Annotated in this window: 11 protein-coding genes; 6 read left to right on the top strand and 5 right to left on the bottom strand. The window is 60.5% G+C overall.

What is annotated here, in order from left to right:
* Nucleotides 1-41 precede the first annotated feature (41 nt).
* From AXF15_RS01750 to AXF15_RS01730, 5 genes are all read left to right on the top strand, one after another.
* Nucleotides 42-839, top strand: coding sequence for an outer membrane lipoprotein-sorting protein (locus AXF15_RS01750; RefSeq protein WP_066602494.1), 798 nt, complete (start codon nt 42-44; stop codon nt 837-839).
* Between the two features lie 236 nt (nt 840-1,075).
* Nucleotides 1,076-3,415 (top strand): efflux RND transporter permease subunit, encoded by a 2,340-nt coding sequence (locus tag AXF15_RS01745; protein ID WP_066602492.1) that lies wholly within the window; start codon nt 1,076-1,078, stop codon nt 3,413-3,415.
* Nucleotides 3,416-3,552: 137 nt separating this feature from the next.
* Complete coding sequence (locus AXF15_RS01740) at nt 3,553-5,301, top strand: ABC transporter ATP-binding protein (protein ID WP_066602489.1); 1,749 nt, start codon at nt 3,553-3,555, stop codon at nt 5,299-5,301.
* Nucleotides 5,294-7,033 carry an ABC transporter ATP-binding protein gene (locus AXF15_RS01735; protein ID WP_066602486.1) on the top strand — a complete coding sequence of 580 codons (1,740 nt, stop codon included), beginning with the start codon at nt 5,294-5,296 and terminating at the stop codon, nt 7,031-7,033. Before AXF15_RS01740 ends, AXF15_RS01735 begins: the two co-directional genes overlap by 8 nt.
* A 133-nt stretch (nt 7,034-7,166) precedes the next feature.
* Nucleotides 7,167-8,015, top strand: a complete 849-nt coding sequence (locus tag AXF15_RS01730; RefSeq protein ID WP_066602483.1) for a helix-turn-helix transcriptional regulator — start codon at nt 7,167-7,169, stop codon at nt 8,013-8,015.
* 261 nt (nt 8,016-8,276) lie between these two features.
* On the opposite strand, the gene AXF15_RS01725 is transcribed toward AXF15_RS01730, so the two are convergent.
* Both AXF15_RS01725 and AXF15_RS01720 read right to left on the bottom strand, forming a co-directional pair.
* A complete protein-coding gene (locus AXF15_RS01725) occupies nt 8,277-9,428 on the bottom strand; it encodes a glycosyltransferase family 4 protein (RefSeq protein WP_066602477.1) in 1,152 nt (383 codons plus the stop codon).
* Nucleotides 9,425-10,522, bottom strand: a complete 1,098-nt coding sequence (locus AXF15_RS01720; protein WP_066602474.1) for a glycosyltransferase family 4 protein — start codon at nt 10,520-10,522, stop codon at nt 9,425-9,427. Before AXF15_RS01720 ends, AXF15_RS01725 begins: the two co-directional genes overlap by 4 nt.
* Here AXF15_RS01720 and AXF15_RS01715 point away from each other — a divergent pair.
* Nucleotides 10,521-11,348: a glycosyltransferase family 2 protein gene (locus AXF15_RS01715; RefSeq protein ID WP_066602471.1), complete on the top strand. Its 828-nt coding sequence runs from the start codon at nt 10,521-10,523 to the stop codon at nt 11,346-11,348. The genes AXF15_RS01720 and AXF15_RS01715 overlap by 2 nt on opposite strands.
* Nucleotides 11,349-11,363: 15 nt before the next feature.
* On the opposite strand, the gene AXF15_RS01710 is transcribed toward AXF15_RS01715, so the two are convergent.
* Genes AXF15_RS01710 through AXF15_RS01700 form a run of 3 tightly spaced genes read right to left on the bottom strand, consistent with a single transcriptional unit; the run spans nt 11,364 to nt 15,891 of the window.
* Nucleotides 11,364-12,410: a TrmO family methyltransferase domain-containing protein gene (locus AXF15_RS01710; protein ID WP_066602469.1), complete on the bottom strand. Its 1,047-nt coding sequence runs from the start codon at nt 12,408-12,410 to the stop codon at nt 11,364-11,366.
* Nucleotides 12,407-14,581 carry an ATP-dependent helicase gene (locus AXF15_RS01705; protein WP_066602466.1) on the bottom strand — a complete coding sequence of 725 codons (2,175 nt, stop codon included), beginning with the start codon at nt 14,579-14,581 and terminating at the stop codon, nt 12,407-12,409. The genes AXF15_RS01710 and AXF15_RS01705 overlap by 4 nt, the downstream gene beginning before the upstream one ends.
* 8 nt (nt 14,582-14,589) lie before the next feature.
* A complete protein-coding gene (locus tag AXF15_RS01700; RefSeq protein ID WP_066602462.1) occupies nt 14,590-15,891 on the bottom strand; it encodes an alkaline phosphatase family protein in 1,302 nt (433 codons plus the stop codon).
* Between the last annotated feature and the right edge of the window lie 35 nt (nt 15,892-15,926).

The raw sequence follows: 15,926 nt of genomic DNA, 5'->3' as shown, positions 1-15,926 counted from the left end.
CTCCCCACCACTTCGAACCTGAACGATCCAACGGAGAGAGCATGTATCGGGTATCAAGAACCCTGATGGGCCTTTTAGCGGTCTGGGGTGTCCTGTTGTTCGCTATCCCCGTCCTGGCGGAAGAGCTGACCGGGATCCAGGCTGTGACCATGATGCGGGAACGGCCCGACGGAGACGACCGGCAGGGCACGCTGACCATGACACTGATCAACAAGCGCGGTTCCCGGCGGGTCCGTGTGCTTGAGCAGGTGGCGAAAGACTATGGGATGGACCGGAAATCCCTCATCACTTTCCGCAATCCGGCAGACGTGGAAGGAACGAAGTTTCTTTCCTGGACTTACGACAAGATCGGGAAGGACGATGACAAGTGGCTGTACATACCCTCCATGAAAAAAGTGCGCCGCATCAGCGGGACGGCAAACAATGATTTCTTCATGGGCAGCGACTTCACCTATGACGACATCGACATGGGGCGTCGCAATATCGGCAAGGATACGCATACGATGCTGGGTGAAGAAAAGCGCGGGGACTACGAATGCTGGAAGGTCGAGTCCGTCCCTGTGGACAAGGAAGACCCCGTGCTCCGCAGGGTCGTGTGGATCGACAAGAAGACCCGTCTCGTGGTCCATCTGGAGTATTACGAAAAAGAAGGCCTCACGCGCGTGTACGATGTGCTGAAGCTTCAGGAACAACAGGGTTTCTGGTCGGTGCAGCAGGCGGAGATGAACAATATCGCCGATGAGCACAAGACGCTCGTGGAGTTCGGTCCGTTCATCTACGATCAGGGACTGGGAGATTCTCTTTTCCAGGTGGGCGTATTGCAACGGGGGGCGCCTTAGCCCCACGTCCGTCCTGCTGTCGATGCCCAGAGTGATTGCGGCGGCAGCAGTTCTGCAGGCTGCGGCGGAAGCCTGACGGGAATCTGGCTCTGTCCTGCGGGACATTTCGGAACCGCGTTTTTATGTCTGTATGACGGCTTGCATGGATCCGGAAACGCAGCTCCTGAGCGTGAGGCCGGTCTACGGTACTTTTTCGGGATCCCACACCCACGCAATACGACCACGGCGAGGATTGTATGCTGAATATTGAAGCGATCAACAGGCGTTCTGTCGGGCTGAGCAAGGCCATTTTGAAACGCAGGAATCTGTTTCTGGCGATCATGGTTCTGGTTCTGGCGTGCTCGGCATACGGCCTGAAACAGCTCAAGACCGATACGGACGATTCCCATTATTTCGATGAAGGGGACTCGCTGCTGATCGCCAAGGACTACATGGCGTCCATTTTCGGGAACGACAATTTTTGTGCCGTGCTGCTGAAGACAGGCAACGTCTTTGCGCCCGACGTACTGAAAAGCATCCGTGAAATGGGCAAGGAATTGCTCGACGGCGTACCTTATGCCGACGACGTGGTTTCCGTCACCGACATGGAATTCACGCAAGGAACGGAGGACGGCCTCGATGTTTCTGACATTGTCCCTTCCGTTATCCCCGAATCGCCGGAGGAGCTGGAGGCGATCCGCAACGCCGTCATGGCCAAGCCATCCCTGAAGAACCGGCTTGTCTCAGAAGACGGCCGGTACGCGTGGGTCATGCTGCGCCTGAAGAATATCCCGGACGGCACGGTAGACGAGCACGGTGAGTTCATCGAAATGGTCATCGGCCGAAAGGTGAATGAAATCGCCGGACAGGAAAAGTACGCGTACCTGCATCCTCAGACGACCGGCTGGCCGGTCATCAATCTGGAGAAGCGCAACTTCATGGCCAAGGAAATGCCGCGTCTGATCGGCCTTTCACTGCTTTTTGTCGTGATTTTGCTCTCCATCGTCCTGCGCGGCGTGCGCGGTGTCCTTTTCCCGCTGTTCCTGGGCGGAGCGGGGCTTGCCATCGTTCTTGGCATGCAGGGCCTGATCGGTATCAGTACCGACCCGCTCGTCATGCTGATGCCCATTTTTCTCAGCTTTTCCATGGCGGTATGTTACTCGTTGTACTTCATCAATTTCTTCAGATGGGAATTCCAGCGGACAGGGCAGCGGCGGTGGTCGCTGGAACATGCCGCCGGTGAAACAGGTTGGCCTATCTTTTTCAGCGCGTTTACCACGGCGGTCTCCCTGCTTTCGTTCTGCTTCGTGAATCTGCGGCCCATCCGCTGGGTCGGAGTCACATCGGCCACCCTGACCATCCTGCTTTTCGTGCTGACCATCGTACTGCTGCCGATCCTGCTTTCCTACGGCAAGGACAAGCCCGCCGTGGAGCGGAAAAAGGAAAAGGACAGCTGGCTGGATGCGCTCATGAAGCGCATGGGCGCCCGGGTGCTGGATTATCCAAAACTTATCTTTTCCATTGCCGCTCTGGCTGTCATTGCGTCCGTCGTCGGGCTGTTCAAGGTTGAAGTAGCCTTTGATCTTCGCCGCTCCTTCGGGACGGATGTACCCTACGTCGACCGCATCTGCCGCATCAGCGAGACACCTCTTGGTTCACTGTATTCCTTCGGAGTGGGGATCGAATTTCCTGACGAGGACGAAGCCCGCCTGCCGGAAAATCTCAGGAAGCTGGAAACGCTGACGGAACGCATCAAGGAATTCCCGCTGACCAAAAAGGTGCACAGTGTCGTTGACGTCCTCAAGGATCTCAATATGGTGCTCAATGCCAACGATCCCGCGCACTATGCCCTTCCCGGCAGCCGGGAAGAGATTGCACAGGTCCTGCTGCTGTACGAGAACGCGGGGGGTACGGAAGCCGAACGCTGGATCGACTACGAGTACAAGCGTTTGCGTATCATGATCGAAATCGACGACTACAACTCCGGCGAAGCCGTGCGGGAGTTGAATGCCATCAGACAATGGGGAGCCGAACTGTTTCCCGGAGCCAAGGTCATCCTGACCGGCACGCTCTGCCAGTTCACGCAGATTCAGGACTACGTCAGCTGGGGACAGGTACAGTCTGTCTTCATGTCGATGCTGACCATCTCCATGATCATGGCTCTGGCCTTCGCAAGCCTCAGAATTGGCCTGATTGCCATGATTCCGAACCTGCTTCCGGCGTTTTTCGTGTGCGCCGTCATGGGCTTTTTCAACATCCCGCTGGACATGATGACGGTGACGGTCATTCCCATGCTGCTCGGATTGGCTGTCGACGATACCATCCACTTCATCAACCATTGCCAGCTCGAATTCATGCGGACGGGCAATTACCGTGAGAGTGTGCGGCGCACGTTTCTGAGCACTGGAAAGGCCATGTTGCTGACCTCGTGCGTCCTTAGCCTCAGTTTCATGGCCTATGCCTTTTCCAAGATGGTCATATTCGTGCACATGGGCGTTCTGGTGACCATAGGCGTCCTCGTTGCGGTCATGTGTGACTATTTCATCACTCCCAATCTGATCGTCCGTCTGAAAGTGTTCGGTGACGAGAGAAAGTGAGAATGCCACGTCCGCGCGGACTCGAGTTCGTGCGGAGCGGTAAAGGAGGCGTGTTGCAATGCGTTTGAACAGAATCGTTGAGACGGGTGCACTCGGCATGTCCGGGTCAGCCCTTTTCACGTGGCTTGGAGGTCCACATGAATAACGGAATGCGGACATTGTGCGGGCTCCCAGACAAGACGAATCGCAGGCGCCTGCTGGCTGCCGGAGCCCTTGCTGTTTTTTCGGCCCTGTGCAGTCTGCTGCCCATGCTCGGGCTGTACGTGATTCTGGATGCATTGCTTTCCGATCCCCGGGACGTTTCCCGAGCTTACATGGGGGGCGGGTTGTCCGTGGGAGGCATTTTTCTTCAGGTGGTGTTCCACTTTCTGTCCACGCGGCTCTCGCATCTGACGGCCTTTGAGACACTTCATGCGATCCGCAGCGATATTCTGCGGAAATTCGCCCGTGTCCCACAGGGCTTCCTCGACGAAAACTCGGCGGGAAAGCTGAAAAGCAGAATCTTCGACGATGTGGAAAAGCTCGAGATGTTCTACGGGCACCACTACCCGGAAATACTCGGCAACCTCATCGTTCCGGTCAGCATGATCGCAGTCGTCTTCTGCATGGATTGGCGCGTGGGCCTCGTCATGCTTTTGCCCATCGTCATCTACATGTCGTGCATCGGAGTCATGGGCAAGCTGGCCATGAAGAATTTTCCCGTCATGGAGTCCACCACGCAGAAGCTGAACAGCAGCCTCGTGGAGTATGTCCACGGAATGAAAGAAATCCGCATCTTCGCCGCTGAAGGAAAATCATGGTCGCGGTTCGAGGAGTCCGCCAGGCGCTATTGCAGTTTCATGAAACAATGGTTTGCGGAATGCCGCCATTCGATGACCGTCAATTCCGTGATCATGAGTTCCGGGATCGTCTTCGTTTTTCCGGCGGCGGGGTATCTGTATGCCACAGGCAGGATCGACGCACCGTCGCTGCTGTTCTATTTGTTCGCGTCTCTGTGCTATGTCGCGCCACTGACCAAGATCGGACGCTATGGCGACGAAATGAATATCTGCATGCAGATTGCCGGACGCCTCGCCGAACTGCTCGATATGCGCGAACTGCCGCAGGAAAAGGCACCTTCCGTGCCGGAAGGGTTTGACGTCGTTTTCGATAATGTCTCCTTCGGATACGGCGAGAAAAAGGTCTTCGACGGCCTTTCCTTCACCGCCGAGGCGGGCAAGGTGACCGCGCTGGTCGGACCTTCCGGCGGCGGCAAAAGCACCATCGCCAGGCTGATCGCTAGATTCTGGGACGTCAAGGGTGGCAGCATCCGTATCGGCGGAGTGGACATCCGCTCCATGACGGCGGAACAGCTTGCCTCGACTATCGCTTTCGTGACCCAGAACAACACGGTGTTCGAGCAGAGTGTGATCGATAATATCCGTCTGGGCAAACCCGATGCCACCTTCGAGGAAGTGTCCGAAGCGGCGAAGGCCGCCCGGTGTCATGATTTCATCATGGCGTTGCCGCAGGGCTATGAAACCATGCTCGGACGCGGGTGCACGCTGTCGGGCGGCGAACGCCAGCGCATCGCCATTGCGCGGGCGCTGCTGAAAAATGCTCCCGTACTCATTCTGGACGAAGCCACGGCGTATTGCGACCCCGATAACGAGGATGAACTCCAAAAAGCGCTTTCCGCACTGGCGCGGGGGAAGACTGTCGTGGTCATCGCCCATCGCCTGCTGAGTGTTGTGGACGCGGATACGATCATGGTGATCCGAAACGGCGAACTGGCGGCTTCCGGTTCCCATGCCGACCTGCTTGCCGCGTCTCCCGTCTATAGAAACATGTGGGAAGCCTTTGAGCGTTCCGAAAACTGGCTTGCGGGAGGCGAGGACCATGATTGAGATGATTCGCCGTATTTTTGCACTGGCGGGCGGCAGACGAAAGACACTGCTCGCGGCGGCGACACTGAACATCCTTCAGAACTGCTGCACGGGCGGCATATATCTGTTTGTCATGGCGGCGATAGTCAGCCTTGTGAACGGGACCTTCGGCATGGGCGTGCTGGTGCGATACAGCCTGTGTATGGCAGGTCTTCTCGCGCTGCGCTATGTTCTGGAATACCAGGTCACCAGGCTTCAGGCCGCCGTCGGCTACGAAATCATGCGGGATGTCCGGATCAAAGAGAGCGGGCGGCTGGCCAGACTGCCGCTGGGCACCTTCCAGGCGGAACAGCTCGGTGGCCTGACATCTGTTTTCACAAATGACATGAGCTTCGTCGAAATGCGCTGTATGGCCACTGCGGCCAATTTCATCGCAGGCATGACGTCTGTGGTCTGCCTCTCCGTTATCATGCTTTTCATGGACTTTCGGCTGGCAATCATTGCGATGATCGGATTCGTACCGGCGTGGTTCGTGTACAACTCGACGAAACGGGCCTTCAAAACCGCCGGAGAAAAACGGCAGGAAATGGAACGGGGAGTCATCGGCGCCATTTTGGAATATGTTTCGGGTATGGAAACGATCCGTTCCTATCGGATGAGCGAGCATATCTTCAGGGAAATCTCGGGGCATCTGGAACGCTACCGGGATGCCGCCGCCGCATATGAACTCAAGGCCATACGGCCGATGATGCTGTATCAGCTCTTCATCCGCATCGGGATGGGGATGGTCTTCCTGTGCGGCCTGATTTTCCACTTGAACGGCATGATATCGCTACCGGTCTTTCTGTTCTTCGCCATCATGAGCGGCACCTACTACCAGCCGGTGGAGGCGCTTCTCGGCGAGTTCGGCATTCTGAACATCATCTCGCTGAGTCTCGACCACATCGACAGTCTGCATTCCCTGCCGGTCCTGCCGGACGAAGGAGACACCAGTCCTGAAGAGAACGGCCTCGGCATGGAGCAGGCCACGTTCGCTTATCAACCCGGCCAGGCTCCGGCCGTCAACGGAATGACGGCCGCCTTTCGCCCCGGTACGCTGACAGCGGTGGTGGGGCACTCGGGAAGCGGCAAGACCACCCTTCTGATGCTTCTGGCCCGTTTCTGGGACGTACAGGGCGGCAAGGTGTCGCTGGGGGGCATCGACATCAGGGATATTCCGCAGCGGGATCTCATGGCTGTGTTCTCCATCGTGTTTCAGGATGTATACCTGTTCACTGGTACCATCGAGGAAAACATCCGCATGGGCAGACCGGAGGCTTCACCCGAAGAGATTGTCGCCGCGGCGAAGGCCTCCGGATGCCACGATTTTATCACGGCGCTGCCGGAAGGTTATAAAACCCTCGTGGGCGAGGGTGGCTGCACTTTCTCCGGGGGAGAGCGGCAGCGCGTGTCCATCGCCCGGGCCATTCTGAAGGACGCTCCCGTTGTTCTGCTCGACGAGGCCTTCTCGAGCGTCGATCCTGAGAACGCATGGGCCATTCAACAGGGCATCTCCGCTCTGACTCATCGGAAGACGGTCATCATGGTGGCGCATACATTGAATCATATCCGCCATGCCGACCAGATACTCGTGATGAACGAGGGCAAGCCCGTCGAAACAGGAACGCACGACGAACTGTTGGCGCGTGGCGGCTTGTACAAGCAGCTTTGGGAGAAGGAATCTGCCGTCAAGTTGTGGCAGCTGACGGCATAGAGAAGATCGGCTTAACCGAGTAGCGGGCGCCTGGAATTTCGGAAAGAAGTGCCGGGGCAACTGGAGGAAACCCGAAATCAGGGGATCAACCTGATTTCAATGACGGTAAAATTTTTTTCAAATCAGGCGAACTATGTCCACAGTTACGACGATTCTGGATGGGAATAATCGCTTCGGCATAAACCTCACAGTCATAAAACCGAATCTCGAACCACTGGCGCTTGATCCAGAGAAACTCTCCGAACATGTCGGGTTCGGCTACGTGCTCGAAGGAGAACTGGCCGTTGATACGGAACTGCGCTCCGAGCTGTTCCCGCAGCACACGACCTGTGTTTTCGGAGGAGGAACGGGACGTTGCGTCAGGGGATGCCCTCATTGCTCGACATGTTTTCTCGGCCTGACCATTTCGCACATGCATGTGCTCGGCCTGCTTGATAACGAGAAAATCAGGCTCAACAGGAAAGCCAAATGCCTGCTGATGCAAAATCCCGAGCCGTTTATGTATGCGGCTCCGGGCAGCGTGACGACCCTGCTTCTTTCAGGGCAGATACTGAGCTGCCCGTTCAAGGGACCCATGCGTGAGGCGTATCTGGAGTTGAAGGGCATGGAACTGACCCTCGAATACCTGTCCCAGTATTTTGTTCAGAACGAATGCTGCTGCGAGAGCTATACCCGTCACAGCAAGGTCGCCAGAGCGTGGCAGATGATGCGCGACAGTCTCGAACATCCTTTTTCCATCAGCCAGCTCGCCAAATCTGTTGGTATGAGCGAGAGCAGTCTCAAGCGGACCTTTCGTTCCATGTACGGGACTTCGATTTTTTCACTGTTCCAGCAGCATCGGATGAGCGAGGCCCGCAAACTGCTCGAGGAAGGTAGGTACAACGTGACCGAGGTGGCTTACCGGGTCGGATATGCGAACCCCGGCCATTTCAGTCGGGCCTTTTCGCGTCACTTTGGCGTCCCTCCGAAAAAATACCGTTGATTCTCAGCCTGCGTTGATTGTGAAAAGTCGGTGTGCTGCGATTATGAAGAGGTAACGGGCCGATTTTTTCTTGATAGTATCCACGGCGGAGGGCTTTTGTCTGCCTCCAGACAACGCTCCTTTTCCCTGCATTGCCACGGCTAATAAAGCCGCCTTTGGCGTATCCGTGTCGCCCTGTGAAGAAATGATGTGACCGGGCTGGGAGCGGGTGTTTTCTTGCGCCTAAAGGTACTGTCGGCTTTCAGGTCTGTGTCTTTAGGCTCAACGCTGGGTCTGTTTCAGGAGGGACGGACGCTGTCTCCGGCTCGCGGCTGCCAGAGAGCGGATGATCTCCGCGTAGGGTTCCAGACCGCGGCGGGGTGAAAAATCCGTCCGGGCCGTGGAGCCGCCGCGGATCAGCGTCCGGATGCGCCGCGCCACTTCGGGAGCGTCGGACGGGTCGGGCAGCACGGCCTCGGGCCGCAGAAAGGCGGAGCTGCCGTTGTGGATCGTGGACAGCACGGGCAGGCCGCAGGCCAGAGCTTCGAGCACGGCGTTGGAGCAGGCGTCGTAAAAGGTGTTCAGCACGAAAATATCGGCGGCCCGGTACAGCCGGGGCATGTCGTCCACCCGGCCCAGAAAATGGACGCGGTGCTCCACGCCGCATTTTCGGGCCGTATCCGTAAGCTCTTTTCGGCCTCCGGCCACGGCCAGATGAAACGACTTCGGCAGTCCGGCCAGGGCTTCCAGCAGCATATGCACGCCCTTCAGCCGGAAATTGGTTCCGGCGGTGAGGATCAGGTTCGCCTGCTCCGGCAGCCCGAAAGCGGCGCGAGCCTCATTTCGGCCCTGTCCGGAGACCGGATGGAAGCGGGCCGGATCCGCCTCGTTGTAGATGACGGGGATGCGCTCCGGCCGCAGAAAGGGAAATGCCTGCACGGACAGATCGCGCACCAGGTCGGAATTGGCGACCAGTGTCCCGCTGTGCCGGACCTGAAGTTTTTCGATGAGGCGGGCCACCTGTTTGCCGGGCGACAGACGGCGGGCCAGGGATTTGGCCGCGCGGGCGAAGCCCGGCGGGTAGGCTTTGGCCGAGCGTTCCCAGAACAGGGCCGTGGGCGCTCCGGACAGGCGGAGCAGGTCCTGAAAAATCGTGTTGCCCAGCCCCACGCTGACGTCGAATTTTTCCCTGCGCCGGACGGCTTCGGCGGCCAGGGCGAACCACAGGGTCTTGCCCAGCTTGCCGGGCAGGGGCCTGCCCACGCGGATGACCCGTACTCCCGAAGGTTCGGGGCCGTCCTGCCGGGCGCAGACAAAGGTCACATCGAATTCCTTTTCCGGAAGACCGGCCAGATATCCGGCCAGACGGCAGCCGAACTGCTCCGCGCCTCCGTAGCGGCCGAGCCTGGGCAGCATGATGCCGACCCGGATCATAGGCTTTCGTACACGCCAAGGGTTTGGGCCAGGAAATCCCGCCCGTCCAGGTCAGCCATGCGGACGGCCTGGGCCTGGCGCAGATTTTCCCTCAGGCCGGAGTCCAGATACGCGGCTTCCACCCGCCGGGCCAGGGCTTCCACGTTGCCGGGCGGAAACAGGGCGTCCGCGTCCAGCAGGTCCGGCATGACGCCGACATCGGAGGCGATGAGCGGCACGCCGCAGGCCATGATTTCCAGAGCGGCGCGGGCGATGGTCTCGGACCACAAGGACGGCGCGGCGCCGAGGTCCAGGGCGTTCAGAAGCCGGGGAATGTCGCTTCGTTTGCCCGTGATGGCGGCTGCTTCTTCCATGCCTGCCTCGCGGAGCCAATCCCGGACCTGACCTTCAGGTGTCGCCGAGTCAAAGCCCAGAAGCAGCAGGTGGATGTCCCGCAGGCCGCGTGTGCGCAGCAGTCCCAGGGCCTGGATCAGTTCCCGCTGTCCCTTGACGCGGTCGAAACGGCCCAGAAGCCCGATCACGAAATGCCTGTCCGTGTAGCCCAGCTCCTCTCTGGCCAGAGCGCGGGCCCGGGCGTCGGGAAAAAAGACGCTCTTGTCCACGCCGCCCAGAATCTGGTGCAGCCTGCCGGGCGGAGTGCGGAAATTGTCGCGGAAATGGCAGGTCATGCGAGAGTTGGTGGTGATGACCGCGTCGCTTGCCGTATTGTGCAGCCAGCGGTTGGCGGGACTGTTTTTGGGCGGGCGCTGGTCGCCTCTGGTGCGGACCAGCCGGAAGGAGCCCAGTTCCTTCTTCAGCAGACCCCAGAGAATGAAGGCTTCGCCCCGGTGGCAGTTGACCACCCGGGGATGGAATTCCCGGACCAGCGCCTTGAGTTCCGCATACAGCCCGATTATTCCCCACGGCGTGACCGTGTTGAGAGGCATCCGGCGCATGGGCAGGTTCCATTCCTGCCCCTTTGCTTCGGCCAGAGTGTCCGGCAGGACCAGAACCAGGGTTTCGTGTCCGGCCTCCAGCAGCAGGCGGCTCAAGTACATTCCGTACCACGCCGTGGCGTTGAACCAGCGTACATTGACAACCTGAATACTGCGCATGCCACGTGTTTCCGTGATTATTCCCACCCATGAACGGGCCGCCGTGCTGGGCCGGGCCGTTTCCTCGGTGCTGGCCCAGACGTGGACCGATTTCGAGCTCGTCGTGGTGGACGACGGCTCCACCGACGCCACGCCCGCCGTGCTGGCCGGATTCAGCGATCCCCGGCTTAAGGGAATACGCCGGGAAAATAAAGGCGTCAGCGCGGCGCGCAACGCGGGCATCGCCGCCACGTCCGCGCCCTGGATCGCCCTTCTGGACTCCGACGACTACTGGATGCCGGACAAGCTTTCAAAACAGCTCCGTTTTCTGGCCGAAAGCGGGTTTTCCATCTGCCAGACAGAAGAAATCTGGATTCGTCACGGCGTCCGGGTCAATTCGTGCCGCAAACACGCCAAGATGGCCGGATGGTTTCTGCCGCGTTCCCTGGAATTGTGTCTGATCAGTCCGTCCTGCGTCATGTTTTCCCGCGGGCTCTGGGAAGAGCTGGGGCCTTTCGACGAAAGCCTTCCCGCCTGCGAGGATTACAGCCTGTGGCTGCGCGTCGGGATCAGATACGCTGTGGGACTTCTGCCCGAGGCTTTGACGGTCAAGACGGGCGGGCATGCGGACCAGCTTTCGCGGCGGATCACCGGGCTCGACCTGTACCGCATCTACGCCATGCTGGATCTTCTGCGGCGCGCGGAGCTGACGCCGGAACAGCGGGGCTGGACGACGCGGGCTCTGGGGGAACGGGTCAGGATGTACGCGCGTGGCTGCGTCAAGCACGGTAATGCCGGGGAGGCCCAGCGCGTGCGGGAGCTGGCCGCGCCGTTTCTGGAAGAATGAGGTTCCGGCGAGCCGCTACGGGAGCTGTTCCGGCCGGGGCGCGGTGGTCTGGTCTGAACTGCCGTAAGGTCCGCCGTTTCGGACCGACAGGCTGATTGCGGCCAGGTGCTCCAGTTCTTCGGATAGCGCCAGGGCCTGTGTCAGGCTTTCTCCCCGGCAGACCAGACCGTGGCGGTCCATGAACACGGCTTCGGCGGTCCGGGCGGCCTGACCCACGGCCTGCCCCAGCTCCGCCGATCCCGGTTCCAGAAAGGGGATGCGGACCAGTTTCCCCGCCAGAGTGCGGCTTTCAAAAAGAGACGGCTCAAGTTCCCCGCCGCGCAGGAACAGGGCGGTCAGCAGCGGCGGATGGGTGTGCACCACAGCCTGCGCCAGATGCTGGTTCCGGTATATTTCCAGATGTACGGCCAGTTCCGAAGAGGGCTTGGCGGAGGACAGGGGACGGCCCGCGGCCAGGTCCACCACGGTCAGATCGCGGGGTGTGAGGTGCCCTTTGGCGCTGCCCGTGGCGGTAATGATGATCCGCTCTCCCCGGCGCACGCTGATATTGCCGTTGAACCCGGCGAAAAGGCCGCGGGACCAGCCGTCCCTTCCGGCCCGGAGGATTTCTTCTCCGGCGCGGGGCTCGACCAGGGCCGGGAATTCGGCCTGTCCGGGGGAGGGTGAGTTGTCGGGTTTGATGTCGATGACGGGCGTGCCGTGCATGGCTTCCAGCGGGTGCACCTGGATGCTCGTTTTCTTGCGGCCGGTGATACGCACGGCGTGCAGGCCGATGGGTGTGGGCCGGTCCGGGGAGCGGGTGGAGAAGATGCCGCGCGGCGGCAGATCCTTATCTCCTTTGGGATGGCAGCGCAGTACGCTCCGGTCGGCCAGATGCATCCAGGTCAGGACCAGAATGGCATCGCCGACGTTCAGATCCGCCGCCGCGGTCTCGTATTCCGGGGCAAGGTCGATCCACACCGGCGGCAGGTCCGGATCGCCGTATTTGGGGCATTCCTCTCTGGCGGCGAGAGGCGAGCGTACATGGCCGATGATCCGGGAGACGGCGTTTTCCTCGTTCATTCCAGCTCCACGAAATCCTCGATGATGAGTTTCAGGCCGAAGCCCGGAAAATTGATCTTGTATTTGTTGGGCTCCACCCGCGCGATGACTTTGCCCCGGCCGAAGATCTTGTGGCGGCAGAAGGTTCCCTGAACAGGCGTCTGGCCTGTCTGGCGCGGCGCGGAGGCGTATTCGCCGTCCGGCGCGGAAATGTTCAGATCCGCCGCGTCCGGAAAAGAGTCCGTCCGTCCTGTTCCGGTCCGGATGGGCGCGGATTGCGGGGCAAGCCCGCCCGTGAACTGCTCGCGGTAGCGGGTGAACAAATGCGGCGGGATGTCCTGCAGAAAGGAGCTGGGCCGGGCGGGCATGGAGGTGGACGCCTCCCGGCTGTACAGGGTTTCCGGCGAAAACAGGCTCAGGTGCGCGCGAGCCCTGGTGCAGGCCACGTACAGAAGCCGCCGTTCCTCCTCGAAGGCTTCGCTGTCGCCCAGAGCGTGGCGGGACGGGAAACGGTCCTCCACCAGATCGATGACCAGCACGGCCTCCCATTCCAGCCCCTTGGCCGAATGCACCGTGGACAGCGTGACCGCCGGACCGCGCGCTTCTTCGGCGTCGGGACTGTCCAGGCTCAGGTCGCCCAGAAAGGAGGCCGTGTCCTCGTAGCCCAGGGCGATCTGGGCCAGCTCTTCAAGTCCCGCTTCCCGGCGCGGATAGTCGTCGGAAAATTTTTCCCGCAGGACCGGCGTGTAGTATTCCAGAATGAAGCCGATGGCCGTGGCCGGTTTCATTACCTGGGCGCGCAGGGTGTCCAGCACGCCCAGAAGCTCCGTCAGGGCGGGCTTTTTGGAGCATTGGGCGCGCAGGAAATTCTGGTCGTTGACCATGACCGCATGGTGGATTTTCTGGGCGCTTTTGGGGCCGATGCCCGGAATGTTGCCGAGCATGCGCTGCCAGGCGGGCAGGTCGGCGGCGTTCAGGGACAGGCGCAGGCAGGCCAGCACATCCTTTATGTGCGCGGCCTCGGAAAACTTGATGCCGCCGTATTTGCGAAAAGGCAGGCCGATTTTGTTCAGCTCCACTTCCACATGGTAGGACTGGTACCCGGCCCTGAACAGAACCGCGATCTGGTCCAGGGGGTATTCCCGGCTGAGCTCTGCGATCTTGGCCGTGACCAGTCTGGCCTGGCTGCGGTCGGAAAAGGGCTGGATGTATTCGGGCAGGCGGGAATCCTGACGGTCGGAGAAAAGTTTTTTGCCGAATTTATCCCGGAAGCCGTCCAGAATGGCGTTGGTCAGCTCCAGAATGGGCTGGGTGGAGCGGTAATTCTGCTCCAGCTTGATGATCCGGGTTTCCGGGAAGAGATTCGGGAAGTTCAGGATGTTGCGGACATCGGCTCCCCGGAAGGCGTAGATGGACTGGGCGTCGTCGCCCACGGCCAGAATGTTGGGCCGGTCCTGATCCGGCGGAGCCAGCAGGCCCGTCAGCCGGGCCTGGACCAGATTGGTGTCCTGATATTCGTCCACCATGATGTGTGAGATGGACGATGTCACGGCCTGTCGCACATGCGGAAAATCCGTCAGCAGACGCTCCAGCATGAACAGAAGATCGTCGTAGTCGAGCAGGCCGCATTCCCGCTTCATGCGGGTATACTCCTCGTCCAGCCGGGCCATGTCCTCGGCGTAGGCGCCCAGATGGTACGCCTCGCGCCGGAGAATCTGCTCCAGCGGCAGCTCCTTGTTCCGGCTTTTGCTGATGAGGGAGAGGATGGTCCCGCGTTTGGGGAACTTGCGGTCTCCGCGCCCGATGCGCAGCCGGTCCCTGGCCTCGCCCAGCATGTCCTCGGCGTCGCTTCTGTCCATGATGGACACGCCTCGCTCGAATCCGAGCAGTCCTGCGTACTGTTTGAGCAGGGAAAAGGCGAAGCCGTGGAAGGTGCTTCCGCGTACCGCGCCCAGATTCTGGTGGCCAAGAAGGGCTCCGGCGCGATGCAGCATTTCGGCCGAAGCCTTGCGGGTAAAGGTCAGAAGGAGAATTTCGGCGGGTGAAACGCCGCGTTCCACCAGGTGGGCCAGGCGGTAGACGACAGTCCGGGTCTTGCCCGATCCGGCTCCGGCGATGACCAGCACCGGGCCGTCCAGGGTGGAGACGGCCTCGTACTGGGCCGGATTGAGATCGTTCTGGTAGTCGAGCATGAGCGGTTTTACAGGGGTACGGCCTGCCTGGGCAGCCCGAAATGTTCGAGAATGTGGCGGCCTACATCCGTGGGCGTGCGGGCCGGGGCTCCGGCGCTGTCGAAATGGAACACGTCGTGGGCCGTGTGCATGCCCTGACGGCCGAAATGGCCAGTCACGGCGGTTCTGCCGAATTTTCCCTTCAGATCGAAACCGGGCTCCGGCACGAGAACCAGGTCCGGGGCCAGATGCGCCTGGGGGCCCATATAGAGTTCCCGGCCGTGGTGGATTTCCCGGATGACCCGGCGGCCGTCCACGGTGATCGCTCTCAGGGCCGTTTCCAGTTCGGCGGCCAGACGCCGGGCGTCGTCGGGGGACATCCGGCCTTTGGCGAAGCGGTCTCTGGTGTGCAGGTAGATGCGGCCGGGGTCAAGGGCGAAAGCCCTGGTCCGGGCGTCCAGGCAGTCCGCGTCCCATTCGTTTTCGGGCGGTCTGGATGTGTACAGCAGCCCCGTGCGGGCGAGCCAGGCGTTCAGGTCCACCTCCTGGTCCAGGGCGGTAAAGCCGTGATCGGCCATCATGATCAGCCGCTTGGGGTCGGGCAGGTCATGGTAGCGGTCGAGCAGGGCTCCGATGACCTCGTCCCAGGCGGCCATGAATTCCAGACACGGGCCGCGCCAGGGGTGGTGTTCTTCCCTGAGAGCCGGAAAAAGAAAATGCCCCAGCCGGTCGGTTTCGGTCAGAACCAGCATGAACAGGTCCCAGGACATGTCCGGCCAGAGCAGGTCCAGAGCTTTTTTCCGGCCGCGCAGGGTGCGGTGCAGCTCGTCCAGCAGAAAGGCCGGGTCTGTCGCTCCGTGTACGGTGTCGGCATCCACGCGGTAGCCGAGGTCTTCGAGCATGCCTCCCAGCACGGGCGGATGTGTGCTCCCCTCAAGGCCGCCGGCCGGAAATCCGGCCACCAGCATGGCACGGCAGGGCCGCACCGGGGCCAGAAGCGGCATGTTTACCGCCCTGGAGAAGAATCCGGCTTGGCCCAGAATCTCAAAGATGGTGGGTCCGTGCACATGGGTGAAATCAGTGAAGGACAGCCGGTAGGTTTGCGGGTCCATGCGGGTGAACCCGTACACACCGTGGACGCCCGGCGGGGAGGCGGTGAAAAGGGAGGTCCAGTTGACCGGGGAGAGTTCCGGCAACTCGGCCCGGATGGGGCCGCTTGTGTCCATGACCCGGGTCAGGTTGGGGAGCAGCCCCTGAACGGACAGTTCACGGGCCAGAGACCACGGCAAGCCGTCCAGACCCAGAAAAACCAGTGGAGAAGTGGACTGCATGGAATTTTGCGGCCGGAGGGCGCGGTTCCGACCGG

The sequence above is a fragment of the Desulfomicrobium orale DSM 12838 genome, assembly GCF_001553625.1.
In the GTDB taxonomy this organism is placed as follows: domain Bacteria; phylum Desulfobacterota; class Desulfovibrionia; order Desulfovibrionales; family Desulfomicrobiaceae; genus Desulfomicrobium; species Desulfomicrobium orale.
Note: the sequence above shows the minus strand (reverse complement) of the source record. Positions and strands in the feature narration are given on the sequence as shown.

Coding starts and splice junctions, on each gene's coding strand:
- AXF15_RS01730 (WP_066602483.1), top strand. CDS start 7,167: ATGTCCACAGTTACGACGATTCTGGATGGGAATAATCGCTTCGGCATA.
- AXF15_RS01750 (WP_066602494.1), top strand. CDS start 42: ATGTATCGGGTATCAAGAACCCTGATGGGCCTTTTAGCGGTCTGGGGT.
- AXF15_RS01715 (WP_066602471.1), top strand. CDS start 10,521: ATGCCACGTGTTTCCGTGATTATTCCCACCCATGAACGGGCCGCCGTG.
- AXF15_RS01725 (WP_066602477.1), bottom strand. CDS start 9,428: ATGATCCGGGTCGGCATCATGCTGCCCAGGCTCGGCCGCTACGGAGGC.
- AXF15_RS01700 (WP_066602462.1), bottom strand. CDS start 15,891: ATGCAGTCCACTTCTCCACTGGTTTTTCTGGGTCTGGACGGCTTGCCG.
- AXF15_RS01710 (WP_066602469.1), bottom strand. CDS start 12,410: ATGAACGAGGAAAACGCCGTCTCCCGGATCATCGGCCATGTACGCTCG.
- AXF15_RS01720 (WP_066602474.1), bottom strand. CDS start 10,522: ATGCGCAGTATTCAGGTTGTCAATGTACGCTGGTTCAACGCCACGGCG.
- AXF15_RS01740 (WP_066602489.1), top strand. CDS start 3,553: ATGAATAACGGAATGCGGACATTGTGCGGGCTCCCAGACAAGACGAAT.
- AXF15_RS01705 (WP_066602466.1), bottom strand. CDS start 14,581: ATGCTCGACTACCAGAACGATCTCAATCCGGCCCAGTACGAGGCCGTC.
- AXF15_RS01745 (WP_066602492.1), top strand. CDS start 1,076: ATGCTGAATATTGAAGCGATCAACAGGCGTTCTGTCGGGCTGAGCAAG.
- AXF15_RS01735 (WP_066602486.1), top strand. CDS start 5,294: ATGATTGAGATGATTCGCCGTATTTTTGCACTGGCGGGCGGCAGACGA.